At 67.6% G+C, this 25222-nt stretch carries 22 protein-coding genes; 8 read left to right on the plus strand and 14 right to left on the minus strand.

Annotation, left to right across the window (positions count from 1 at the left end; translation table 11 throughout):
- Positions 1-46 precede the first annotated feature (46 nt).
- Together JYG32_RS18820 and JYG32_RS18825 are read right to left on the minus strand one after the other, a co-directional pair.
- Complete coding sequence (locus JYG32_RS18820) at positions 47-979, minus strand: alpha/beta hydrolase (protein WP_174381980.1); 933 nt, start codon at positions 977-979, stop codon at positions 47-49.
- A 61-nt stretch (positions 980-1040) separates the two neighbouring features.
- Positions 1041-2138 carry an OpgC domain-containing protein gene (locus tag JYG32_RS18825; protein ID WP_213266511.1) on the minus strand — a complete coding sequence of 366 codons (1098 nt, stop codon included), beginning with the start codon at positions 2136-2138 and terminating at the stop codon, positions 1041-1043.
- Positions 2139-2520: 382 nt separating this feature from the next.
- Here JYG32_RS18825 and JYG32_RS18830 point away from each other — a divergent pair, with 382 nt between their 5' ends.
- A complete protein-coding gene (locus JYG32_RS18830; RefSeq protein WP_174381982.1) occupies positions 2521-3675 on the plus strand; it encodes a porin in 1155 nt (384 codons plus the stop codon).
- Positions 3676-3714: 39 nt separating this feature from the next.
- Here JYG32_RS18830 and JYG32_RS18835 read toward each other — a convergent pair whose 3' ends face one another.
- Positions 3715-4626 carry a LysR family transcriptional regulator gene (locus tag JYG32_RS18835; RefSeq protein WP_213266512.1) on the minus strand — a complete coding sequence of 304 codons (912 nt, stop codon included), beginning with the start codon at positions 4624-4626 and terminating at the stop codon, positions 3715-3717.
- 141 nt (positions 4627-4767) lie between these two features.
- On the opposite strand from JYG32_RS18835, the gene JYG32_RS18840 reads away from it, so the two are divergent.
- A complete protein-coding gene (locus tag JYG32_RS18840; protein WP_213266513.1) occupies positions 4768-5784 on the plus strand; it encodes an aldo/keto reductase in 1017 nt (338 codons plus the stop codon).
- A 189-nt stretch (positions 5785-5973) separates the two neighbouring features.
- Positions 5974-6714, plus strand: a complete 741-nt coding sequence (locus JYG32_RS18845; protein ID WP_213266514.1) for a sulfite exporter TauE/SafE family protein — start codon at positions 5974-5976, stop codon at positions 6712-6714.
- A 102-nt stretch (positions 6715-6816) separates the two neighbouring features.
- Here the strand turns inward: JYG32_RS18845 and JYG32_RS18850 are convergent, their stop codons facing one another.
- Positions 6817-8997, minus strand: a complete 2181-nt coding sequence (locus tag JYG32_RS18850) for a hypothetical protein (RefSeq protein ID WP_213266515.1) — start codon at positions 8995-8997, stop codon at positions 6817-6819.
- Positions 8998-9612: 615 nt separating this feature from the next.
- Complete coding sequence (locus JYG32_RS18855; RefSeq protein ID WP_213266516.1) at positions 9613-10509, minus strand: LysR substrate-binding domain-containing protein; 897 nt, start codon at positions 10507-10509, stop codon at positions 9613-9615.
- 535 nt (positions 10510-11044) lie between these two features.
- Between JYG32_RS18855 and JYG32_RS18860 the strand changes: the two genes are divergently transcribed.
- From JYG32_RS18860 to JYG32_RS18870, 3 genes are all read left to right on the plus strand, one after another.
- Entirely contained in the window at positions 11045-11905 is an 861-nt protein-coding gene (locus JYG32_RS18860; RefSeq protein ID WP_213266517.1) for a peptidoglycan DD-metalloendopeptidase family protein, read from the plus strand.
- Positions 11906-12115: 210 nt separating this feature from the next.
- Positions 12116-13015 (plus strand): class A beta-lactamase, encoded by a 900-nt coding sequence (gene bla, locus JYG32_RS18865; protein WP_213266518.1) that lies wholly within the window; start codon positions 12116-12118, stop codon positions 13013-13015.
- A gap of 97 nt (positions 13016-13112) precedes the next feature.
- Entirely contained in the window at positions 13113-13985 is an 873-nt protein-coding gene (locus tag JYG32_RS18870) for a LysR substrate-binding domain-containing protein (RefSeq protein ID WP_174380932.1), read from the plus strand.
- A 46-nt stretch (positions 13986-14031) separates the two neighbouring features.
- On the opposite strand, the gene JYG32_RS18875 is transcribed toward JYG32_RS18870, so the two are convergent.
- The 9 genes from JYG32_RS18875 to sapR form a co-directional block, all read right to left on the minus strand.
- Positions 14032-14367: a type 1 fimbrial protein gene (locus JYG32_RS18875; protein WP_174380933.1), complete on the minus strand. Its 336-nt coding sequence runs from the start codon at positions 14365-14367 to the stop codon at positions 14032-14034.
- 381 nt (positions 14368-14748) lie between these two features.
- Complete coding sequence (locus JYG32_RS18880) at positions 14749-15003, minus strand: GlsB/YeaQ/YmgE family stress response membrane protein (RefSeq protein ID WP_174380934.1); 255 nt, start codon at positions 15001-15003, stop codon at positions 14749-14751.
- 129 nt (positions 15004-15132) lie between these two features.
- A complete protein-coding gene (locus tag JYG32_RS18885; protein ID WP_213266519.1) occupies positions 15133-15909 on the minus strand; it encodes an ABC transporter ATP-binding protein in 777 nt (258 codons plus the stop codon).
- The gene (locus JYG32_RS18890) at positions 15906-16820 is read right to left on the minus strand and encodes an ABC transporter ATP-binding protein (protein ID WP_213266520.1); all 915 of its coding nucleotides are present in this window, start codon (positions 16818-16820) and stop codon (positions 15906-15908) included. The genes JYG32_RS18885 and JYG32_RS18890 overlap by 4 nt, the downstream gene beginning before the upstream one ends.
- Position 16821: 1 nt before the next feature.
- Complete coding sequence (nikC, locus tag JYG32_RS18895; RefSeq protein WP_213266521.1) at positions 16822-17736, minus strand: nickel transporter permease; 915 nt, start codon at positions 17734-17736, stop codon at positions 16822-16824.
- A gap of 66 nt (positions 17737-17802) precedes the next feature.
- Complete coding sequence (locus JYG32_RS18900; protein WP_174380938.1) at positions 17803-18873, minus strand: ABC transporter permease; 1071 nt, start codon at positions 18871-18873, stop codon at positions 17803-17805.
- A 10-nt stretch (positions 18874-18883) separates the two neighbouring features.
- Positions 18884-20485 carry an ABC transporter substrate-binding protein gene (locus JYG32_RS18905; RefSeq protein ID WP_213266522.1) on the minus strand — a complete coding sequence of 534 codons (1602 nt, stop codon included), beginning with the start codon at positions 20483-20485 and terminating at the stop codon, positions 18884-18886.
- A 61-nt stretch (positions 20486-20546) separates the two neighbouring features.
- On the minus strand, positions 20547-21110 hold the full coding sequence (gene ddpX / locus JYG32_RS18910) for a D-alanyl-D-alanine dipeptidase (protein WP_213266523.1): 564 nt from the start codon (positions 21108-21110) through the stop codon (positions 20547-20549).
- Between the two features lie 27 nt (positions 21111-21137).
- Positions 21138-22019 carry a sap1 transcriptional regulator SapR gene (gene sapR, locus JYG32_RS18915; protein ID WP_174380941.1) on the minus strand — a complete coding sequence of 294 codons (882 nt, stop codon included), beginning with the start codon at positions 22017-22019 and terminating at the stop codon, positions 21138-21140.
- Between the two features lie 522 nt (positions 22020-22541).
- Between sapR and JYG32_RS18920 the strand changes: the two genes are divergently transcribed.
- Together JYG32_RS18920 and JYG32_RS18925 are read left to right on the plus strand one after the other, a co-directional pair.
- A complete protein-coding gene (locus JYG32_RS18920; RefSeq protein WP_213266524.1) occupies positions 22542-23798 on the plus strand; it encodes an oxalate decarboxylase family bicupin in 1257 nt (418 codons plus the stop codon).
- Positions 23799-23894: 96 nt separating this feature from the next.
- The gene (locus JYG32_RS18925; protein WP_213266525.1) at positions 23895-25202 is read left to right on the plus strand and encodes an Nramp family divalent metal transporter; all 1308 of its coding nucleotides are present in this window, start codon (positions 23895-23897) and stop codon (positions 25200-25202) included.
- The last annotated feature ends 20 nt before the right edge of the window (positions 25203-25222 follow it).

The raw sequence follows: 25222 nt of genomic DNA on the forward strand, positions 1-25222 counted from the left end.
GCCGGATGCCTGTCGTGCGGTTGCCTGATGCCTTATCGCCAGGGTGTCACTTCACGCACTCGAGCGCGTACTTCAAGCCCTGCCCGAGCAACCCGCGCCACACGTCCCACGTATGTCCGCCGTCGACGATGCGCAGCTCGGCCGGGTTCTGCGCACGGCGCAGCTGCGTGTACAGCACGCTCGATTCCGCCTGGATCGTCAGGTCGTCGTCGCCGGCCGCGATGAACATCGGCACGCGCCAGCTACGCGCGAAATAGCCGCGCATCAGCGCCGGGTAGTTGAGCTCGTGCCATACGCGCGAGTCGAACTGCCGGTCGCCGAACACGCCGACATAGCGCGCGGCCGAATTGAGCGGCGGCTCGTTCGCATAGATCGCGGGGCTCAGCAGCATCGCGCCGCAGAACAGGCCGGGTTCGAGCAGCGAGAAGCGCAGCGCGCCGAAACCGCCCATCGATACGCCGCCGATTGCGCGGCCCGCGCGCTGGTTCGACACTGCGAAGTGCGCTTCGACTTCGGGCAGCAGGTCGTTGAGGAACGCGCTCTGCATCTTCTCCTTGCGATCGACGTACCAGTCGGTGCCGCCCTGCGGCATCACGATCACGACGGGCGGAATCTCGCGGCGCTCGATCAGCGTGTCGGCGGTGGCCTGCAGCCGGCCCTGCGTGATCCAGTCGTTCGCATTGCCGGCATTGCCGTGCAGCAGGTACATCACCGGGTAGCGCGCGCCTTCCGGGTTGTAGCCGGGCGGCAAGTAGACCGTGTACGACCAGTCGCGCTTCAGCGAGGCCGACCGGAACGTGCGCAGCACGACGCTGCTGCCCGGATTGACCGGCGGTTCCTGGGCGGCCGGCATGACCGGCGCGGCCTGGGTGGCGGGCGGCGATACGGGCGTTACCGTCGGCGCGGCCGGTGTGGCGCGGGCGGTGGCGATGGAGCCGGCGATCAGGGCGACGGCGAACGGAAGGGCGAGTCGGCGCATGGCGAAGCGTTTCAGGAGAGGCGCCGGCTATCGTAGCAGCGGCGCATGACGGCGCGGCGCGTCATCGCCGCGAACGGAACGGCAGCCGCGCGACGAGCGGCCCGTAGAGTTTGGCGACGAGATACAGCAGGCCGATCGCGACGGCATCGGCGGCCAGGCCGAGCGGCACGTCGAGATAGCCTTCGGTCGCCTGGTAAAGCAGCGAATCGACCGCGAGCGAGATGCCGGTGCCCGCGACGAAGCACAGCAGCCCCTGCCGGCCGATCGTGCCGATCCACGGCATCGCGTGCGCGACCTTCTTCATCCAGCCGAGGTGCACGAGCTTGGCCGCGAGCCACGCGATCGCGAGGAAGTTCACGAGCCGCAGCGCGCCGAGGTTCTGCTTGATCGACGGATCGGTCGGGAACGGCTCGATGCGCAGCCGGTAGTACGCGCCGGCTGCGACGATCGCGAGCGAGACGGCCGTCAGCAGCCAGCCCTGCGGCTTGGGTGCGAGCGTCTGGTAAACAGGCTGGCAGCGCGCGATCACGCCGAGCACGAACAGGAACTGCCACGCGAACGGATTGAAGTCCCACGGCGCGCCTTCGACAGTCGGCAGGAAACGCGCAACGTGCGGCGCCGCGTACCACATCGATCCGCTGAACGCGAGCATCAGCCATGGCTGCGTGCGCGTGAGCGGCAGCGCGAGCGGGACGAGCAGCGCGAAGAACGCATACATCGGCAACACCGACGCGAGGTAGGGCTGGCGGCGGAACAGCAGGATGTCGCGCAGCGCGGCGAGCGGCTTGTGGAGCAGGCCGTCGAGGTCGTTGGTCGGCATGTTCGGGCCGTCGATCGCGAACGCGTTCAGCGCGGCCGTGATCAGCAGCATCAGGCCGGCCGTCACGAGGAACGCGCGGTAGATCTCGAATGCGCGCCGGATGAAGCGCTGGCGCGCGGCGGCCTCGTCGTGCCGCTCGGCGAGCGAGTTGTACGCGATCGCGGTCGCGAAGCCGCCGAGGAATACGAATACCTCGGCCGCGTCGCACAGCGCGTACGCGTGCAGCGTCACGCGCGACAGGATGCTGCCGCCGATGTGGTCGACGACGATGACGAGCAGCACGAGGCCGCGGAAGAAATCGAGTTCGGCGTAGCGGCCGGCCCGGGCCGGCGCGGTCATCGGACCGCGTCCCGGCGCGGGCCGCGTGCGCGGCCGGCACATGCCGCGCATGAATCGGGGTGAAGCATGACTTCGTGAAGAAATGGCGAACGGATGCGCATTGTGCCACCGATGCGACGCCTGCCGGGTTTACGCGGATGGCGAGCCGGCCCGCCGCTGCCGATAAGCCCGGTCAGGCTCTGTGCGCAACGGGGCAGTTGGGAGAGCGCAACGCTTTGCGCGCGGTTTCCTTACCCCGATGGACGGACGGTTTGCGACGTGACACCATTTTGTCCTCACGCGGCCGCACGACCGCGTCGTCCGCCCTGCGGGCCACACATAAAACAGACCAAACAATCGCCGGGCGCTTGGCCTGCCCGGCCCTCGGCTCCGGAGAACCGTCATGAAGAAGCACGTCATTTTTGCCGCCGCGCTCGCCGCTTTCGCCGCGCCGGCCTTTGCCCAGAACAGCGTGACGCTGTACGGCCTGATCGACGAGGGCTTCAATTACACGAACAACGTGAACGTCAATGGGGTCGGAAAGACGAATTACCAGCTCGCGAGCGGTTATGCACAGGGCAGCCGCTGGGGCCTGAAGGGCACCGAGGATCTCGGCGGCGGGCTCAAGGCGATCTTCACGCTGGAGAACGGTTTTGACGTGAACAACGGCCGGCTCGGCCAGGGCGGCCGCATGTTCGGCCGCCAGGCGTTCGTCGGGCTGAGCGAGTCGCGTTTCGGCACGCTGACCTTCGGCCGCCAGTACGATTCCGTCGTCGACTATCTCGCGCCGCTGACCGCGAACGGCAACTGGGGCGGCACGCTGTTCTCGCACCCGTTCGACAACGACAACACGGACAATTCGTTCCGCGTCAACAACACGGTCAAGTACGCGAGCGCCGACTGGAACGGCCTGACGTTCGGCGGCACGTACAGCTTCAGCAACAGCACCGGTTTCTCGAACAACCGCCAGTACAGCATCGGCGCGCAGTATTCGCTGGCCGGGCTGCAGGTCGCGGCCGCGTACCTGCAGGCGAACAACCCGGGCGTCGGCAGCGCGGGCGCGATCTCGGCCGACGACGCGAACTTCGTCGCCGACCGCCTGCGCATCTTCGGCGGCGGCGTCAACTACACGTTCGGCCCGGCAACGGTCGGCTTCGTCTACACGAAGACGGACGTGAAGAACCCGGTGTCGACCGTCTACCTGCCGGCGTCGACGTTCGCCGGCCTCGGGCTGACCGCGACGAAGTTCCAGAACTTCGAAATCAACGGCAAGTACCAGCTCACGCCCGATTTCTATCTCGGCGCGCAGTACGTGTACACGGACGGCAAGTTCGATGCCGCGGCCGGTTCGTTCAAGCCGAAGTACCACACGGTCGGCCTGATGGCCGACTACAGCCTGTCGAAGCGCACCGACGTCTATCTGCAGGGCGCGTGGCAGAAGGTCGGCGGCGACAAGACCGGTACGGCGGCCGACGGCGGCTACGTCGTCGGGACGGACGGCCCGTCGTCGTCGTCGAACCAGTTCGCGGTGCGCGCCGCGATCCGCCACAAGTTCTGACCGGGCGGCGGCCGGGGCCGAGCGCCCCGGCGGCGGTCGTCAGTCCGGCTGGCGCGTGCCGCCGAGCGTGGCCGCGAGCCAGTCGACGAAGATCCGCACGCGCGGCGCGAGATGCCGTCCGTGCGGGAACACCACCGACACGGGCAGCGGCTCGGCATGCCATTCCGGCAGCACCTCGACCAGCGAGCCGTCGGCGAGCAGCGGCGCGAGCCCGTCGCGTGGCGCCTGGATCAGCCCGAGGCCCGCGAGACAGCACGCGAGATACGCCTGCGAGCTGTTGACCGACACGATGCTTTGCATCTTCACCGTGTGCAGTTCGCCCGAATCCATGTCCGCATATTCCCAATCCAGTTCGCGGCCCGTGCGGCTCGAGAAATAGCCGACCGCGACGTGGTCGGGCAGCTCGTCCGGCGATCTCGGCGTGCCGTGGCGCGCGAGATACGCGGGCGACGCGCAGTTGATCTGCGCCATCTCGCCGATGCGCCGCGCGACGAGCGACGTGTCGGACAGCACGCCGACCCGCACCGCACAGTCGATGCCGTCGGAGACGAGATCGACGAAGCGGTCGGTCGTGCTGATCGCGACGCGCAGGTCGGGGTAGCGCGCGTGAAAATCCGGCAGCGCCGGGATCACCTGGTTCAGCGCGAAGCGCTCGGGCAGGTCGACACGGATCACGCCGCGCGGCGACGCGCGGGCGTCCTCGAACAGCGATTCCGCATCGTCGAGATCGGCCAGCAACTGCACGCAGCGCTCGTAGTAGGTCGCGCCTTCGGCGGTCAGCGCGACGCGCCGCGTCGTGCGTTGCAGCAGGCGGATATTCAGGTGCCTTTCCAGATACTGGACGGCGTTGCTGACCGTCGGGCGCGGCAGTTGCAGTTGCTCGGCCGCTTTCGTGAAGCTGCCGAGATGGGCGACGCGCGCGAAGATGCGCATTGCTTGCAAATGGTCCATGCGGGGCGGGAGCGTTGGCGGGTGGGAACAGGCTCCATTGTTAATCAGCGTCGAATGGTTTGGTGGAGCGTTTCGCGTTTATCGCGCGCGGCGATGCGCCGACAATCCGGTCCATCCACTCACCACTGGAAGGAAACGGACATGGACACGCGTCGACTGGGCCGCACGGGCCCGCAGGTTTCGGCGATCGCGCTCGGCTGCATGGGGATGTCGGATTTCTACGGGCCGGCCGACCGCGACGAAAGTATCGCGACGCTGCACGCGGCGCTCGACAACGGGATCACGATGTTCGACACCGGCGATTTCTACGGGATGGGCGACAACGAGATGCTGATCCGCGACGCACTGCGCGGCCGGGCACGCGACCAGGTGCTGATCAGCGTGAAGTTCGGCGCGCTGCGCGATCCGGCCGGCGGGTTTGCCGGCTACGACGCGCGGCCCGACGCGATCCGGAACTTCGTCGCGTATTCGCTGAAGCGGCTCGGCACCGACCATATCGACATCTACCGGCCGGCGCGCGTCGATCCGGCGGTGCCGATCGAGGAGACGGTCGGCGCGATCGCCGATCTCGTGAAGGCCGGGTACGTGCGCCACATCGGATTGTCGGAAGCCGGCGCCGACACGATCCGCCGCGCGGCGGCCGTCGCGCCGATCTCCGACCTGCAGATCGAATACTCGCTGCTGTCGCGCGGCATCGAGGCCGGGATCCTGCCTGCGTGCCGCGAGCTCGGCATCGGCGTGACGGCCTACGGCGTGCTGTCGCGCGGGCTGCTCGGCGGGCGCTGGAGCACCGCGCGACAGGGCGAACGCGATTTCCGCGCGGCCAGCCCGCGCTTCCAGGGCGAGAACCTCGCGCATAATCTCGCGCTCGTCGACGCGCTGCGCGCGATCGCCGACGAGAAGGGCAGCAATCCGGCCCAGGTCGCGATCGCGTGGGTACTGTCGCGCGGCGCCGACATCGTGCCGCTGATCGGCGCGCGCAAGCGCACGCAACTGCAGGACGCATTGCGTGCGCCTGAATTGCAACTAACGGTCAATGATCTCGCACGCATCGAAGCGGCGGTTCCCGCCGGGGCGGCTGCCGGCGAGCGCTATCCGGCCGCGCAGATGGCGCACCTCGACAGCGAGCAGGGCCGAGGGCCGGCACACGGCGCGTGAATGGCATGGGCGGCACGCTGGCCGGCCCGTGCGGCGGCCGCCGGGGCGCGCCCCCGCCGGGCGTCCGCTTACGTGCGGTGTCAGCGGCCCGCCCGACAGGCCCTAGCCAGCCTCAGGCAAAACCAGATGGCGGGCGGAGTGGCAGGGGTTCACCATCGGCGCCGTACTCAACCGGACGGAACGCCCTCCATGCAAATTCATACGCTGACGATCATCGTGCTGGTTTTCCTGCTGGCCGGCGCGGTGAAGGGAATGATCGGGCTCGGCCTGCCGACGATCGCGATGGGGCTGCTGACGCTCGCGATGCCGCCGTCGGCCGCGGCCAGCCTGCTGCTCGTGCCGTCGTTCATCACCAATGTGTGGCAGTTGTGGCTCGGCCCGTCGTTCGGGCCGCTGCTGCGCCGGCTGTGGCCGCTGCTCGCCGGTCTCACGATCGGCACGCTGACGGGCGGGCTGCCCGCGCTTGCGGCCGGCAGCACGTGGACGCATGCGGCGCTCGGCGTGGTGCTGATCGCTTACGGACTGTGGGGGCTGGCCGCCGCGCGGCTGCCCGCGCCGGGGCGGCACGAAACCTGGCTGTCGGCCGCGGTCGGCTACCTGACGGGCGTCGTGACGGCCGCGACCGGCGTGTTCGTCGTGCCGGCCGTGCCGTACCTGCAGGCGCTGCGGCTGTCGAAGGACGACCTGATCCAGGCGCTCGGGCTGTCGTTTACCGCATCGACGATCGCGCTCGGCTTGCAGTTGCGCGTGACGGGCGCGCTGCAGACGGTCGATCTCGGCGTGTCGGCGCTCGCACTCGTGCCGGCGCTGGCGGGAATGGCCGGCGGGCAATATGCGCGGCGCGTGATGAGCGAGCAGGCGTTCAGGCGTTGCTTCTTCGTCGGGCTGATTGCGCTGGGTGCGTACATGGCCGCTTCGGGGTGGCTGTGAGCGCGCATCGCCGGGGCGCGTGACGCCCGCCGTCCCGAAGCATCCCGAAGCCGGTTGCTGCTGCCGGCTTCGGGAACCGTCACAGGACGGCGGTTACACCGCTCAGGCCGGATCGGCGTACTTCAGCGTCCACCCGAACGTGCGGGTCGTGCCCGTGCCGAGCGCAAACGGCTTCGTCGTGCACGCGAAGTTCGAATGCAACTGGCCGATCGGCGTCGTCGACAGCGGATTCGTCGTGCCGTTCACCGTGTCGAAGGCGGACAGCGCGCAGTTGTCGAACCCGGACGCCGCATAGCCGGTCGCGGCGCTGTTCGCGTACGCCACCGATACGCCGTCGCCGTTGGCCTGCGTGGACGCGAAGTCCGCGAACGACGTGAAGTCCGTCTCGACCGACAGGTTGCCGGTGAGCGAGCCCGAGCTCAGCGTATCGCTGCGCGCGACCGTACCGTGCGCGAACGTCAGTACCGTATGCACCTGCAGGTCGAGATCGGTCGTATACGCCGCGTTCTTCGACGCGAGACGGAACTTCGCCGTATCGAACGACACGATCACCTGGCCGTTGGCCTGCTGGACGTTCAGGTTCTTGTAGTACGTGACGGGAATGTAGGTTTTCCCGTTGTACGACACCTGCGGCACCAGCAACGCGTAGCCGAGATCGGTCGTGCCGTAGATCAGCTTGTCGGAGAACGGCACCGGGTAGTACGGCGTGAACGAGTTGTAGTCGGGCGCCTGGCTGAGGTTCAGGTTGATCACGCGCCGGCCGTCGCGCACGGTCACCAGCGCCGCGCTGTACGGATGCGCGGCGTCGCCGGGCTGGTTGTACCAGGTGAGCGTGTAGCGCGGCAGCGCGTCGAGCCACGCGTTGTAGTCCGCATCCGCCATCGGCGCCTTGCCGCCGAAGCCGAGCTTGTTCCACCACGCGTTCACGTACAGGTACTGGTGCAGCAGGCTGAAGTTCTCGCCCATCACGCGCGGCTTGCCGCGATACGCGTCGGTCCCGCGGCCCTTGACCCACATGTTCACCGACGACGTCGGCAGCGACGGGTCGTACCAGTAGGTGTCGAAGCGATGCGCGGCCTTGAAGATGAACGCGTACGCGATCTGCTTCTCCTGGTCGGACAGCACGCCGGCGTTGGCCGCGGCCGTCAGCACTTCCATGAACGCGGAATCGCCGTACGGGCCGATCGAGCGGCCGTAGTTGAAGCCCTGGCCGTCGCCGTTCAGTTGCGGGAGGATCAGGTCGACGGACTTGCGCAGATAACCCTTCAGTTCCGGCGTGAGGTTCGCCTCGTTACCCATCTCGAACGTGCGCTCGGTCACTTCGCCGATCAGCAGCGTGCTGTAGCGGTCGAAGCGCGCCTGGTCGGAATAGGTCGTGTGCGTGTTCGACGCTTCGTCCGAGAAACCGCCCGACGAATCCTTGCGGATGTGGTTCGTGAGCGTGTACAGCAGCGCGTCGCGCGCGCCCATCGTCGCGACGGACGGATCGGTCGCCGACGCGAACGACGGGCTGCTCCAGCCGAGCTTCTGCCGCAGCCCGGCGATTCCGTAGGACACCGCATAGTAGTTCTGCGCGGTGTTGAGCGACGCGATGTCGATCGGCGTGCCGGCGGCCGGGCACGTGTCGGTCTTGCCGCTCGCGTCGGGGCCGAACATGTCGCAGAACCTGAGCCGCTGCTGCAGCGTCGCGAGCATCGCGTCGCTGAAGACTTCGTTGAGCATCCCGTGCGCCTTCAGGTTGTTCAGCGCGACGAGGTAGTAGTACTCGCCCCACGACGTATTCGCATACGCGTAGTTGCTGCCCGACTGCGCCATCATCGCGGTCGTGATCGTCTGGTACGTCGCGAGATAGCTCGCGTATTGCGGGTCGCCCTTCGACTTCATGTCGATCAGGATGTCCGACAGGCCGAGCGCGAGCTTGCCGGGCAGGAATTTGTCGCCGGTGTTCGTGTCGAGCACGTGGACCGGCGTGCCGTCGCCGAGATCCATCACCACCTTCGTGAAATCGGGCGATTTCCGGATCAGGTCGAACAGCGCGCGCATCTGGCCCATCATCGTGACGGGAATGTTGGTGCCGGCCGGCACGCTGGTGTCGGGCGCGCCGTAGACGAGCGCCTGCAGCGAGTTCGCCGCCAGCACGGGCGCGGGCGTGGGCGTCGAGGTCGACGGCGGCGCCGATGAAGACGGCGTGTCGGTCACGTCGTTGCCGCCGCAGGCGCTGACGAACAGGACGGAAAGGGCGCTGAGCGCGGCGCCGAGCGCGAATCTGCTGCGCGAATGCATTGTGTCTCCAGTTTGAATAGTAATGAGGGACGGGCGGGTGTGGCCGTTGCCGCGCTCGGTGCCCGTACCTGACCTCCGTCTCGCAACCCTGATCCCTGACGACGGTGGCCCGAATCACAACTCGAGCGGGCAAGCGTTCTCCCTGCGCGGGCCGTGGCCGGCGTCGCGCTGATGCATTGGAAAACGTTTTCCAAATTTAGGCATCGAACGGTGCGATGTCAATGAACTTTCACGCCGAATGCGCCGGTAGAAACCCGAATGGTGGGAATGAAGGAGGCGGCGGAGAGATCGAGATTACGCGCGAATTGCCGAGGATTTTTTCGACATTTGGTGCAGAGCGACACAGGATGCAGGCGGGAATGTGGCAGGCGGGAAGGCAATCTGGCTACGCGTTCCCGATGGGATTTGAGAGAAAACGTTATCCATAAGGATCGAAATGAATCAGGCCCGGCGACGCTAAAGCTGCACCTCGATCGCCGCCTTGTCGATCACCGGCCAGACCTGCCGGTTCAGGCAGGCGACATACGCGCGGTAGCGGGTGGCCAGATCGGTGTCGGCCTTGGGCATGCCTCCGTGTGTCGATGGGGCGACGGGGTGGGTCGAATGTTGCGCGCGTCACCGCGGCGTTGCTTCGCCGGACAGGAACGCGACGAATTCCCGCGTGTACTTCGGCAGCGCATCGAACGACCGCGCGCAGAGCGTCAGCTTCCGGTGGCTCCACGGATCGGCCAGCTCGACGAGCCGCACGTCCATCGTCTGCATCGCACGCTCGGCCGCGTGCCGCGACACGATGCCGATGCCCACGCCGCTTGCGATCACGCGGCAGATCGCATCGAAACTCTTCAGTTGCACGCGATAGCGGATCCGCTTGCCGAGCGCGCGCGCGTGGTCGGCGAGATGCACCTGCAGCGCGCTGCCGTCGGTCAGGCCGATGAAGTCCGCGTCGGCGATCGTGTCGAACGCGACCTTGCCGTGCGACGCGAGCGGATGCGCGGCCGGCACGACGACGATCAGCCAGTCCTCGCGGAACGGCTTCTGTTCGAGCCCGCCGAGCCCGACCGAATCGGCAACGATGCCGACCTCGGCCGTCTTGTTGCGGATCGCATGCACGATTTCCTGGCTCGAACGCTCCTCGACGCTGATCGACAGCTTCGGATGATGCGGCAGGTAATCGGCCAGCGCGTCGGGCAGGTATTCGCTCAGCGACGCCGTGTTGCACAGCAGCCGGATATGGCCGCGCAGCCCCTGTCCGTATTGCTGCAGTTCGCCGCGCATGTGGTCGATCTGCTGCAGCACGGTGCGCGCGTGGTGTTCGAGCGCGCGGCCGGCATCGGTCGCCTGCGCGCCCGACTTGGTCCGGTGCAGCAGCGGCACGCCGAGCTCGTCCTCCATGCCGCGGATGCGTTCGCTCGCGGCCTGCAGCGTGATGTGCGTCCGCTCGGCGCCGCTCGTGATCGTGCCGGCCTCGCAGATGTTCAGGAAGAGCCGCAGGTCGGTCAGGTCGAAGCGCATGATGGGCGGGGAGCGATAGCGTTGGAATGGCCGATAAGTTAGCAGGAACCGGAGCGTCGGTCTCAGGCGCAGCCTGAGGCCCGATTCGCCGGTTCCGCATTTTCGGGGCGCGATCGATGCCCGATCATGGCTGCATCTCGACCGGGGAGCCTGTCATGCAGATCGATTCGTCGTGGGGCGTGTCGTTCAAGATCGCGTTGCACGTGTTGTGCCTGTGTATCGGCATCGCGTGGGCCTGTTCCGAACTCGTCGCATGGTTGCGTTGAGCGTGGCGGTGCGCGCGCGCCGCATGGCTCGCCTGTCGCCGTCACGCGCCTATTGAAACAGATCCGTCATAGTTTCTTGCGACGAAAATTCTTCCGCTTTCGCGCGACAAGACCATCAAGTTTTTCCGGATCGGGCCGTATTACCGGTAGCAAATGCCGGCCGGCGTCCGGTTCGTGATCGTTTGTCATCATTGTTTGCATCCGGTTACACGTCGGCCGTTCCGTTTTTGAGATGCTTGAAAGATTGTCAAACCGGAGTCGGATCGTCCATGGAAACGCGCGAGATTCACCGCAAGGCGGCATGGCTGCCGGGCCTGGCCGCCGTGCTCGTCATGGCCGGTTGTGCAAGCACGCAGTCCGTTCCGCCGAGCGACACGCTGGCGGGGCAGTCGTCGCCGGCGAGCCAGCCCGCTGCTGCGCCGTCGGCCGTCACACCGCCGCCGGCACCGATTCTCGTCGCGCAAAAGTACGTCGTGAAGCGCGGCGACACGCTGACGGGCATCGCGTCCGCGAACGACTGCAGCATTGCCGACCTGCGCATCTGGAACAAGCTGGACGCGAACAGCAGGCTGCGGATGGGGCAGGTACTGCGCATCGTCAGGCAGCAACCGCTGCCGCCGTCGGGCGCGGCCGGCACGCAGGCTGCCGCACCGGCCGTCGCGAGCGATGCGGCGGCGGGTAGTCAGGCAGCCGCGCAGGCCACGGCGTCGTCGGCAAGCGACCGTCAGGTCGTCAAGGAAACGAAGCGGCATGCGGGCGGCGTCGCGCTCAAGTGGCCCGCACGCGGCAAGATCGTCGACGCGTTCCGGCCGGGCCAGAACCGCGGCATCCAGATCGCCGGCCGGCCGGGCGACCCGGTTCGGGCGGCGGCCGACGGTCGCGTGATGTACGCGGGCACCGGCCTGAACGATTACGGCAGTTTGATCATCGTCCAGCACAACGCGGATTTCCTGACTGCCTATGCGCACAACCGCAAGCTGCTCGTGAAGACCGGCGACATCGTGCGCCAGGGCGACGCGATCGCGGAGATGGGCGACCTCGACAACTCGCGCGTCGCGCTGCTGTTCGAGGTGCGGCGCGACGGCAAGCCGGTGAATCCGATGCCGTACCTGCCTTCGTCGCAAGGGTGAAGCGCGACCGTTCCGCTGGAACGCGGCGGCGGTCGCTGCTAGGCTAGGGTCTGTTTGCGAGTCCCGCGCTTCGCGCGGGGCCGACGGGCGTCTTTCGGGGATGCGCGGCGGATGCCGTCGCGGGCCGGCCGTCGGCGTGAACGGGCGTGCATCGTCGATGCGCGCCCGCGTTGCTTCGTGCCCTCGTTTCCGACAGAACACTACTCATCCATGGACCACTCTCCGACACGCCGCTCGCTGTTGCTTGCCGCCGTTGCCGCGCCGTTCGTCGCCGCGTGCACGTCCGCACCGGTTGCCGACCAGGGCCGTGCCCACGCCGCGCAAGCCGAACTCGCCGCACTCGAGAAAGCGTCGAACGGCCGGCTCGGCGTCGCCGCGTTCGATACGTCGAACGGCGTGCGCATCGCCCACCACGCGCGCGAGCGCTTCCCGCTGTGCGGCACGTATGCGGTCGTCGCGGCCGCCGCGATACTCGCGCGCGGCTCGCTCGACGCGTCGCTGCTGCCGCGCCGCATCCTGTATCGCCGCTATGAAGTCGTGTCGGGCTCGCCGATCACGGAAAGCCACGTCGACACGGGCATGACGATCGCGCAGCTTTGCGAGGCGATGCTGCAGTCGGGAGACAAGGGTGCGGGCAACCTGCTGATGGGCGTGCTCGGCGGCCCGCAGGCCGTCACGTCGTTCGCGCACGGGAGCGGCGACACGACGTTCCGCCTCGATCGCTGGGAACCCGAACTGAACCAGGCCGCGCCGGGCGACGAACGCGACACGTCGACGCCGGTCGCGATGGTCGACACGCTGCAGCGGCTGCTGCTCGGCGACACGCTGCACGAACCGCAGCGCACGCAACTGACGGAATGGATGGTCGGCGGTGCGCGCGGCGCGACCGGCATCGCGGCGGGCGTGCCGCCCGGCTGGCGCGTTGCCGACAAGGCCGGCACCGGCGGGTACGGCACGACGACCGATGTCGCGGTGCTGTGGCCGCCGTCGCGCGCGCCGATCGTGATGGCCGTGTCGTTCACGCAGCCGCAGGCCGACGCGGCGGCCCGCGCGGACGTCGTCGCGTCGGCGGCGCGCATCGCGGCGGGCGCGTTCACCGCGACGGCCTGAGCGTCGCGCGCCTCGCGCAAAGCCGGCGTTTGGCTTATCGTGTCGGTCAGCGTGCGCCGGCGTCGGCGCGCGGTCCTTCCGTTTCATGTGCCTCGTCATGCGCCGACTTCCGCCCCTGCACGCGCTGCAGATCTTCTCGACGGTGGCTCGCCACCGCAGCTTCACGCGCGCGGCCGAGCAGCTCTGCATCACGCAGGGCGCGGTGAGCCGGCAGATCCAGACGCTCGAGGCGCACTACGGCTTTCCGCTGTTCAAGCGCCATGCGAAGGGCCTCACGCTGACGGCGGAGGGCGAGCAGTTGCTGCCGGTCGTCAACGAGAGCTTCGCGCGGATCGAGGACATCTCGATGAAGCTCACGCGGCAGCGCACCGATCTCGCGCTGAAGGTGCCGACCTGCGTGATGCGCTGGATGCTGCCGCGCATCATGCGCTTCCAGGGCGAGCATCCCGATCTCCATGTGCAGATCACGACCGCGTGGCAGCACGTCGTCGATTTCTCGACCGAGCCGTTCGACGCGGCGATCGTCTACGGCACGTCGCCCGGCGCGGGCGTATTCGCGCTGCCGCTGTTCGACGAACGGCTGACGCCGGTATGCGCACCGGAACTGCGGCAGGCATCGCCGCTCGACGCGGTCGGCGATCTCGCGCGCCATACGCTGCTGCATCCGACCCGCGACCATCGCGACTGGCGTGCCTGGCTCGATCATGCGGGCGAGCGCGGCGTCGATCCCGCGCGCGGGCCGACGTTCGACACGCTCGATCTCGCGACGAACGCGGCGATGCAGGGCTTCGGCGTCGCGATCGGCGACGTGACGCTCGTCGACGACGACGTCAGCGCGCGCCGGCTCGAACGGCCGTTCGACATCGTGCTCGAGACGGGCGCGCGCTACTTCTTCGTCTATCCCGAGAACATCGGCAGCCAGCAGAAGATCCGCGCGTTCAGCGACTGGATCGCGCGCCATCGCGACTGACGCGCGGCCGCGCCGGACCCGCCGCGCGCCGCGCGGGCAGCCGGTGTTACTGGTACGTCACGACGGCGATCATCGGCGCGAGATGGTTGCCCGGACGGTTCGGTAAAACGATTGCGCGCGAAGCCTGAGTAAAGGTCGTGGTCTTGACGGCCTGCTGGCTCGCCGCGTCGATGAACGCGATCTGGCCGGTCGCCGGCCGCGGGCAGTCGGCGCGCACATGCGCATGCGCGGCGTCGGCCGTATCGAGCGCGAACGAGCAGGGTGGCTCGACGATCATGCCGGAAAAGTAAATGATGCCGGACGCGCCGGCGGCAAAGGACGAGGACGTGGCCAGAAGCGAGGCAGCCAGGGCGAACGAGGCGGCGAACAGGCGATGCTTCATGACAGGCTCCAGAGAGGAAGCGCGTCGCAGCGGGCCGCTCGAATGGCAGTCCGTCAACGCTGCGGTGCTGTATGCGTAAACGGCAAAACCATCGGACCTCTTGAATGAAAAAGCGGAAATGACGGGAATAAGCAAACAGCGCCGTATTCCTTCAATCAATTTATCTCAAATTTGAGCGGCCGCAAGCTCGGGTAATGCCGGTGTAGTAAACCAGAGGGGCGGCCGCCGGCGGCCGCCGGCGGATGCCGGTTGTTGCGGGTGAATCGTTGCGGAGTCAACGAGTCGGTCGTGCCGCGAATCGTCGTTCGCCAAAAGAAAACGGCCGCTCGTGATGACGAGCGGCCGTTTTGCGTGGTGCGGTGGTGTGGTGTGGCGGTACGATCAGGCCATGCGCTTGCGCACCGCGCCGACGACTATCAGCAGCACGATCGCGCCGATGATCGACGCGATCCAGCCCGCGCCCTGGCCCGGCGCATACCAGCCGGCGACGCGGCCGACATAGCCGGCGACCAGCGAGCCGACGACGCCGAGCACGATGGTCATCAGGATGCCCATCTTGTCGTCGCCGGGCTTGAGCGCGCGGGCGAGGAGGCCGACGATGAGCCCGACGACCAGGGTTTCGATGAATTGCAGCATGAACGCCTCCCTATTGCTGTTGATCTGTTGACGAAAGGAAATTGACCCGTGCGGCGCACAAGGGTTCCATGCGGCGGCAAGCCGTCGCGTGGCGTGGCGAGTATCGCATGGCGGCGCGACGTGCAGATGTCACGCGGCCGGCGCGCCCGGCACCGGCTCCAGGCGGCGGTAGCCTTCGGTCGCCTGCAGCAGCGTGCGCGTGTAGTCGCGCGCGACCTGCCCGGCGCGAACGTCCTCGACCCGAAGCTGCTCGACGATCTCGCCATGCTGCATCACGGCGACGCGCTGGCACAGGAAGCCGATCACCGCGAGGTTGTGGCTGACGAGGATCATCGTCAGGTTGCGCTCGCGATGCAGGCGGCGCAGCAGGTTCAGGATCTCGGCCTGCACGGATACGTCGAGCGCGGACGTCGGCTCGTCGAGCAGCAGCACGCGCGGCTCGACGATCAGCGCCCGCGCGATCGCGACGCGCTGCCGCTGGCCGCCCGACAACTGGTGCGGATAGCGGAAGCGGAACGTGGGGCCGAGGCCAACCTCGGCCAGCGCGCGGGCGATCCGCGCGTCGGCGTCGCCGATCGCGTGGATCGACAGCGGTTCGCGCAGCGTCTGGTCGACCGTGAAGCGCGGATGCAGCGACGCGTACGGATCCTGGAACACCATCTGCACGTGACGGCGGAACGCACGGTCGGGCGTGCCGCCGACCGTCCGGCCGTCGATCGACAGGCTGCCGGACGCGAGCGGCACGAGGCCCGTCAGCGCGCGCAGCAGCGTCGACTTGCCGGAGCCCGATTCGCCGACGAGCCCGAACACCTCGCCGTCGCGCACCGAGAAGCTCGCGTCGCGCACGGCGTCGACGTGACCCGTGCGGGTCGGGAAACGGATCGATGCGTGATCGACGTCGATCATCGTGCAGCCTCCTGGCGATCGGCGGGGGTGGACGCAGGCGGCGCGGGATCGAGCCAGGCCGGATCGCGCCGCAGCACCGGCAGTTCGTCCGGCGGGTTCGCGAGCGGCGGGTTCGCCGCGAGCAGCCCGCGCGTGTACGGATGCGTCGCGTTGCGCAGGTCGCGCGCGGCGCAGGTTTCGACTACGCGGCCCGCATACATCACCGCGACGCGATCGCAGAACGACATCACCAGCGGCAGGTCGTGGCTGATGAACATCAGGCCGGTGCCGTACCGCGCGATCATCGCGTCGAGCACCGCGAGCACCTGCATCGAGACCGCGACGTCGAGCGCGGACGTCGGTTCGTCGGCGATCAGCAGGCGCGGGCCGGTCGATACCATCATCGCGATCATCACGCGCTGGCCCATGCCGCCCGACAGCTCGTGCGGATACGCATCGGCGACGCGCGCCGGGTCGCGGATCTGCACGGCCGCGAGTGCGTCGACGATCCGTTCGCGCAGCGCGCGGCCGCGCAACCCGGGCTCGTGCAGCCGGAACGCTTCGCCCATCTGCTTCGCGACCGTCATCACCGGGTTCAGCGAATACTTCGGGTCCTGCAGGATCATGCCCATCTGGCTGCCGCACAGCCGCCGGCGTTCGCGCGGCGACATCGCGAGCAGGTCGTGCCCGGCGAAGCGCATCGTGCGCGCCGACCAGCGCGCGGCGTCAGGCAGCAGGCCGAGCAGCGCGCGGCCCGTCAGCGACTTGCCGGAACCCGATTCGCCGACGATGCCGAGCCGTTCGCCGGGCGCGAGCGTCAGCGACAGGTCGCGCACGGCATCGGACACGACGCCGTCGTGCCCGCGAAAGCCGATCTTCAGCCCGTCGATCTCGCAGAGCGGCGCGGGCGTGGTGGCGGAATTGATCGGCATGTCACGCTCCATGGCGGGGATCGAAGACGTCGCGCAGCCCGTCGCCGAGCAGGTTGAACGCGAGGCTCACGAGCAGGATCGCGATGCCGGGCAGCGTCGCGACCCACCACGCGTCGAGCAGCACGTTGCGGCCCGACGCGACCATGAAGCCCCACTCGGGGCTCGGCGGCTGCGCGCCGAGGCCGAGGAAGCCGAGGCCCGCGACGGTCAGGATGATGCCTGCCATGTCGAGCGTCGCGCGCACGATCACCGACGACATGCACAGCGGCACGATGTAGCGCAGCAGGATGCGCGGGCCCGACGCGCCTTGCAAGCGCGCGGCATGGATGTAGTCGGCCTGCGCGATGCGGATCGTCTCCGCGCGCGCGAGCCGCGCATACGCGGGCCATGCGGTGATCGAGATCGCGACCACCGCGTTGATCACGCCGGGCCCGAGCGCGGCCGCGAATGCGAGCGCGAGCACGATCTTCGGGAACGCGAGCGCGACGTCGGTGATGCGCATCAGCACGCTGTCGACGAAGCCGCCGCAATAGCCGGCCGTCGTGCCGATCAGCAGGCCGATCGGCACGACGATCACGACGACGAGCAGCGCGATGCCGAGCGTAAGGCGCGAGCCGTCGATCAGCCGCGAGAGGATGTCGCGGCCGAGCTGGTCGGTGCCGAACCAGTGCGACGGCGAGCCGGGCGGCAGCAGGCGGTCGGACAGCACCTGGCGCAGCGGATCGTGCGGCATGATCAGCGGGCCGACGATCGCGACGACGATCAGCGCGACGAGGATCGCGAGCCCGAACAGGTTGAGCGGATTCGTGGCGAAACGGCGCCAGCGCCGGTACGCGAGGCCGAGCGCGGCCTGCGAGCGCGACGCGGGCGCATCGGACAGCAGCCACGCGCGCAGTGGGAGGTGCTCGGCGTTCATGATCGGACGACCTTCGGCATGGACGATGAAAGAAGCGGGTGGGAGGTGGTCATGTCGGGGCGGCCCTCAGCGCGCACGCGGATCGAACACGCGGTATAGCGCGTCGGTCAGCAGGTTGACGGTGATGAACATCGCGCCGATCACGAGCGTCGCGCCGAGCACCGCGTTCATGTCGGCGTTCAGCAGCGCGCCGGTCAGGTACGAGCCGAGCCCCGGCCACGCGAACACGATCTCGGTCAGCACCGAGCCTTCGAGCAGGTTGCTGTACGTGAGCGCGATCACGGTCAAGAGCGGCACCGCGATGTTGCCGAACGCATGCCGCCAGATCACGCGGCGCTCGGACAAGCCCTTCGCGCGTGCGGTGACGATGTATTCCTGGCTCAACTGGTCGAGCATGAACGAGCGCGTCATGCGGCTGAGATACGCGACCGAGTAGTAGCCGAGGATCGCGGCCGGCAGCGCGATATGCGACACCGCGTTGCGGAACACGTCCCACTCGCCCGCGAGCGCCGCGTCGATCAGCAGGCTGCCGGTGCGCGGATCGACCATCCCGTCGTACACGGGATCGAGCCGGCCGGGCCCGCCGACCCAGTGCAGCCGCGCGTAGAACAGCAGCAACCCCATCAGCCCGAGCCAGAACACCGGCACCGAATTGCCGATCAGCCCGACGAAGCGCGCGATGTGATCGATCGGCCGGTTGTGCTTCACGGCGGCCGCGACGCCGAGCGGCACGCCGATCGCGATGCCGATCAGCGTCGCGATCGTCGCCAGTTCGAGCGTGGCCGGGAACACGCGCTTGATGTCGTCGAGCACGGGGTTCGCCGTCAGCAGCGACACGCCGAGATTGCCGTGCAGCACGTCGCGCGCGTAGATCAGGAATTGCGTGACGAGCGGCTTGTCGAGCCCGAGCGCGATGCGTTCGGCCGCGTACGCGTCGGCCGACGCGCGATCGCCGAGGATCGCGAGCACGGGATCGATCGGCACCTTGCGGCCGATCACGAAGGTCAGCGCGAGCAGCCCCGCGAACGTGACGGCGAGCGTGAGCGCCCAGCGCAGCACGCGCAGTGCCCAGCGCACGGCCGGGCGCCGCGCGGGCAGCGTGCGCAGTGCTTCGAGGGAGGAGGCGGGAGTCGACATGCGGCGAATCTTATTGCTTCTTCAGGTTACGGTACGACACGAGATCGTTGATCGGGCCGACTTCGAGCCCGCTCACGCCGGGCCGCGTCGCGACCTGCGCGACTTTTTCGAACATGATCACGAACGGCGAGTGCGCGAGGACTTCCTTCTGCATCGCCTGGTAGCGCTGCGCGCGTTTCGCGGCGGTCGGTTCGGCGAGCGCGGTGTCGGTTTCCTTCGTGAGCTGCGGGATGTCCCAGCTGTTGCGCCAGGCCAGCATTTTATAGCTCGACTTGTCGGAGTTGTCCGGATTCCACGCGAAACCCTGCGCGTTGCTGTGCGGGTCGATGTAATCGGCCGACCATTCGCCGATGTAGATGTCGTGCTGGCGCGCGCGGTATTTCGCGAGCGTCTGCTTGTTGTCGCCGGGGATCAGCTGCACCTTGATGCCGGCCTGCGCGAAGTTCGCCTGCACGGCCTGCGCGATCTCCGTGTACGGGTAGTCGTTGCGCACGTCCATCGTCACCGAAAAGCCGTCGGGCACGCCGGCCTTCGCGAGCAGCGCCTTCGCCTTCGCGACGTCGAGCTTGTACGGATTCGTGTTCAGCGTGCCGAGGAAGCCTTCGGGCAGGAAGGCCTGGTGCACCTTGTAAGTTGTCTTCACGACATTGCCCTGGATGCCGGCATAGTCGACGAGCCACTTCAGCGCTTCCTGCACGTCGGGCTTCGCAAGCGTCGGGTTCTTCGTGTTCAGGCCGAGATACAGCAGCGTCGCCTGTGGCGATGCCGCGACCTTCGCCTTGCCGGATTTCACGACCGACGCCAGATCGTCGGGGCTCAGGTCGCGCGCGGCGTCGACGTCGCCGTTCTCCAGCAGCAGGCGCTGGCTCGCGGCTTCGTGCACATGGCGCAGCACGATGCGCTTCATCGCGAGCGGCAGCCGGTAGCCGTCGAAGCGCTGCAGCACGATGCTGTCGCCGGCGGCCCACTTGACCAGCCTGTACGCGCCGGAGCCGGCCTCGTTGGTCTTCAGCCACGCATTGCCGAAGTCGTTGCCTTGCTGGTGCGACAGCAGCAGCTTCTTGTCCAGCACCGACGCGGGCCACGAGCCGAGCACGTTCAGCACGAAGGTGGGTGCGTACTTGTGGTCGGTCGTGACCGACACGGTCAGGTCGTCGAGCTTCTTCACGTTCGCCACGACGTTCGCCTTCGTGAGGCCGATGCCGGTCAGCACGGCGGCCGGGCCCTTGTCGAGCAGCACCGCGCGCTGGATCGACCACGCGACGTCGTCGGCCGTCAGCGGGTTGCCCGAATGGAACTTGAGGCCGGCGCGCAGCTTGAACGTATAGGTCAGCCCGTCGGTGCTCACCGTCCACGACTGCGCGACATCGCCGTTGAATTTCGACGGATCGCGCAGGTCGACGCGCACGAGCCGGTCGTACGTGTTCGCGACGTATTCCTCCGGCACCAGCTCGTAGATCTCGCCCGGGTCGAGCGTCGTGAATTCGTCGAGCAGCGTGGCCATCACGAACAGGTCCTTCGGCGTCTCCGCGTGCGCGGCGCAAAGCGGAACGGCGGCGAGCACGGACGCGGCGGCCAGCGCCGCGACAATCCGGGATGTCAGGGGTTTCATGTGCGCTCCATCGTGAGGTGAACGTGCAAAAAGTGAACGTAAAACGGCAACGGGACATGCATCACATCAGGCGCCACGGGCCGCTCGCCGCGTTGTCGATCTGCGGCAACGCGCGCGAGCCGGGCAGTTCGTAGTGCCACCATTCGCTGTCGATGTGCGCGAAGCCGGCCGCGTGCATCACGCCGAGCAGCAGCAGGCGGTTGCGTTGCACGGCGTCGGGCAGCCCCGCGTGGAAGTGGCCGGACGCGGCGACCATCTCGTCGAAGCCCGTGCCCATGTCGAGCGGCTCGCCGTTCGCGCCGACGAGCGTCAGGTCGAGCGCGGTGCCGCGGCTGTGATTCGAGCCGCGGCCGAGATCGGCGACGAAGTTCGGATCGGACAGGAAATCCCACAGCACCTGCTGCGCCTGCGGCGGCCGGTACGCGTCGTAGATGCGCAGCGTGAAGCCGGCCTGCGCGGCGACGTCCACCGCGCGGCGCAGCGCGGCCTCGGCCGGCTCCAGCAGCAGGCAGTGCGCGCGGCGGTAGATCGGCTTGCCGGTCAGGTTGCGGTCGGTCGCGTAGACGAGATCGAGGTCGACGCGATGCGTGGCGGGTGTGATTTCGACGAGGCGGTGGTCGTTCATCGGCGGTTCAGGTTCGCTCGGGCTCGCTCAGGATTCGAATTGGTCGAACGTGTGCTGCAGTTCGCGGTTGCGCGCGACGCGCCGGTCGATCGCGGGGCCGAGGCGGTCGACGACGGCCGTGATCAGCAGGTTGAACAGGCAGGTGAGCGGCGCGAGCGAATCCCAGAACTGGCCGACGTCGGTCTTCACCTGCAGCAGGTCGGCCGGCCATTCGCGCGCCCACGGGCACGAGAGATCGGTGACCAGCGCGAACGGCTGCCCGCGCTCGGCGGCCGCCTGGCAATAGCGGCGCGCGCTGCGCGAATACGCGCGCGTGTCGGTGACGATGCAGTACGGCCGCTCGAATTCGGAGTTCAGCGAATCGACATACGAGCCCGACTGGCCGTCGGAATAGAACACGCGCGGGCGCAGGTATTCGAGGTAGCTGCTGAACGCGTTGCTGATTCCGCGCGTCGACTGGATGCCGAGGATGAACACGGCATCGGCATGCGCGACGCGGTCGGCGACCTGCGCGAACACGGGGCCTTCGGCGAGCCGGTACACGTGGCGGATCGCATCGAGCTCGCGTTCGAGCGACGACACGAGCGTGCCGTCGCGGGCGCTGCCGTTGCCTTCGGCCGGTTGCGTGCCGGCGACGCGGCGGTATTCGTCGAGCCGGTCGGTGATCATCCACGGGCGATCGCCGCCGCCGCGCAGCTCGCGTTTCAGGTCGTCGAGATTGCGGTAGCCGACGCTGCGCAGGAAGCGCCCGACCGAGATGCCGCTCGTGCCGGCCTGCTGCGCGATCTGGTCGGCCGTCTCGAGCCCGAGCCGGTCGAGGTTCGCAAGCATGTAGCTCGCGATGCGCTTCGCGGTCGGCGTCAGCTCGGCATAGCGGGATTCGACGGCAAGGGCGAATGCGCAGGTCATCGGCTGTTAGATCGTTGTCGTCTGATGATCGAATGTCATCCATCTAACAAAGCCAAAATCATTCGCGCCAGCGGATAAAAACTATGGTGTGAGGATAGGTGATAGGGTCGAAAACGCGTTCGTGGACCGGGTGGTGGTGTGCAAGGAAGCGCTTCATGTCTGTCAGGCATATTTTGCGTTTATGCCTGTGAGGAATAATTTGCGTTTATCCGTGTCGTTGCGTGTCTCGATCTCCTCTCGTCGCCATTCGAGGCATCACGACCGGGCGCGGTCGCATTTCCGCATTCACCGGACCTGATCCACTCGCCGGCATCTGCCTCAACGCGGCACCTCGCTGCACCGCAATAATTACAAAATTAAAGTCGATCAGATTAAGTCATTAATTCAGGTTAATAATTCATTTAATTTTTGCGAAGTTTTGGATTTAACTTGCGTCACGGGATGTTCGATTTTCGATAATCCGAAAAGCGGCAAGTATTCCGTAATTGGAATTCGCTCAATCGCAAGAATGAAGAGGAAATCATGACGAATCTTTCTCGACGCAAGATGCTGGCGGGTACGGCCGGCGCCATTGCCGCCGCGGGCATTGCCGTATCGGCCAAGGCCGCCTCGTTCGGCAATCCGGACAGTCCGCCGGAAGGCGCGGTGAATGCGCACAACCGCCAGAGCCTGACCGACCCCGGCCCGAAAAATCCGGCAATCGCCAACCAGTTTCCGTCTTTTCAGGATCCGCCGGCCACCGATATCAACGGGATGCCATTATTCTGGGCGTCTTTCAATAATGCCCATAAACGCATTCAAAATGGCGGGTGGGCGCGCGAAGTCACGCAGGACGATTTTGCGATTTCGGAAACCATTTCCGGTGTCAACATGCGCCTGACGCGCGGCGGCATTCGCGAGATGCACTGGCACCAGCAGGCCGAGTGGGCGATCATGCTCGACGGCCGCTGCCGGATCACGGTGCTCGACGGACTGGGGCGGCCGTCGGTGCAGGACGTGAAAACCGGCGATCTGTGGTATTTCCCGCCCGGCCTGCCGCATTCGCTGCAGGGCCTCGGCACCGATGGCGCCGAATTCCTGCTCGCGTTCGATAACGGCCGTGCGTCGGAATTCAATACGCTGCTGCTGACCGACTGGGTCGCGCATACACCGCCCGATGTGCTCGCGCTGAACTTCGGCGTGCCCGCCGATGTGTTCAGGAACATCCCGATCGACAACCTGTGGATCTTCCAGGGCGACGAACCCGGCCCGCTCGCGGATGCCCAGCGCGCGTCGGCTTCGTCGGCCGGTGCGCCGCCGCATCCGTTCATCTTCCCGCTCGGCGACATGAAGCCGGTCAGGAAGACGCGCGGCGGCGAAGTGCGGATCGCGGACAGCACCAACTTCAACGTGTCGACGACCGTCGCGGCGGCGCTCGTCACCGTGCATCCGGGCGGCATGCGCGAGCTGCACTGGCACCCGAACGCGGACGAATGGCAGTACTACCTGCAGGGCGACGCGCGAATGACCGTGTTCGACACGGGGCCGAAGGCGCAGACGGCCGACTTCCGCGCGGGCGACGTCGGCTACGTGAAGAAGAGCCTCGGACACTACGTGCAGAACACCGGCAACACCGACCTGGTGTTCCTCGAGATCTTCAAGACCGACCGCTACGCCGAGGTGTCGCTGTCCGACTGGCTCGCGCACACGCCGCCGAAGCTCGTCGAAGCGCACCTGAACGTCGCGCCGGACGTGATCGCGCAGTTTCCGCGCAACCGTCCCGACGTCGTGCCGCTGTAACGCGGCCGTCATCCTGCCGTGGCCGGCACGCGGCAGGCCGGCCGCGGCGCCCGCTTCCGGGCAAGCTTTCCTCATCCGAACGGAACACGACACGACATGATTCCCGTCACGAGTAAATCCGCCGGCGGCCTCGCGCTGCCGGGCCCGTCTCCCGAGCGCGCCGACGGCGCGGCGCGGGCCGCGCTGGAAGGGCGCCGCACCGGCGTCGCCGCGCTGCTGCCGTTCGTCGGCCCGGCCGTGATCGCGTCGATCGGATATATGGACCCCGGCAACTTCGCGACCAACATCCAGGCCGGCGCCGCGTACGGCTATCGGCTGCTGTGGGTCGTGCTGGCCGCGAACGCGATCGCGATGCTGTTCCAGGCGATGTCGGCGAAGCTCGGCATCGTGACCGGCCGCAATCTCGCGGAGCTGTGCCGCGACCGTTTCCCCGCGCCGGTCGTGTGGGTCATGTGGGCCGCATCCGAGATCGCCGCAATGGCGACCGATCTCGCCGAATTCCTCGGCGGCGCGCTCGCATTCGGGCTGTTGTGCCACCTGTCGCTGTTCGCGGGAATGATCGCGACGGCGTGCGCGACCTGCGCGATCCTCGCGCTCGAAAAGCGCGGCTTCCGGCCGCTGGAAGCCGCGATCGCGGCGCTGGTCGGCGTGATCGGCGCGTGTTATCTCGGCGAACTGCTGATCGCGCCGCAGGACTGGCACGCGGCCGCGTTCCACCTGGTCGTCCCGCAGATTCCGGATCATGCGGCGCTGACGATCGCGGTCGGGATCATCGGCGCGACGATCATGCCGCACACGCTGTATCTGCATTCGGGCCTTACGCAGGATCGCACTGCGCCGCGCGACGATGCGCAGCGGCGGCGGCTCGTGCGTTTCTCGAACCGCGAGGTCGTCGTCGCGCTCGGGCTGGCCGGGTTCGTGAATCTCGCGATGGTGATGATGGCATCGTCGGCGTTCCACCGGAACGCGCCGGGCATGACCGACATCGGCGACGCGTATCACACGCTGATCCCGGTGCTCGGGCCGGCGGCCGGTGCGCTGTTTCTCGTCGCGCTGCTGACGTCCGGCGTGTCGAGTTCGGTGGTCGGCACGATGGCCGGGCAGGTCGTGATGCAGGGTTTCATCCGCCGTCGCATGTCGATATGGGTAAGGCGCGCGGTGACGATCGCGCCCGCGTTCGCGGTGGTCGCGCTCGGCTGCGACGTCACGCGCGCGATGGTGGCGAGCCAGGTCGTGCTGAGTTTCGTGCTGCCGATGCCGATGATCGCGCTGCTGATGCTGTCGGCGCGCAAGGACGTGATGGGCGCCTACGCGATGCGGATGCCGTTGCGGATCGTCGCCGGCGCGGCGACGATCGTGATCGTCGGGTTGAATGCGTATCTGGTGTGGGCGGCCTTCAATTGAACGGCAGCGGTGCGTGGCGA

This window comes from Burkholderia pyrrocinia (genome assembly GCF_018417535.1).
Taxonomy (GTDB): Bacteria; Pseudomonadota; Gammaproteobacteria; order Burkholderiales; family Burkholderiaceae; genus Burkholderia; species Burkholderia pyrrocinia_E.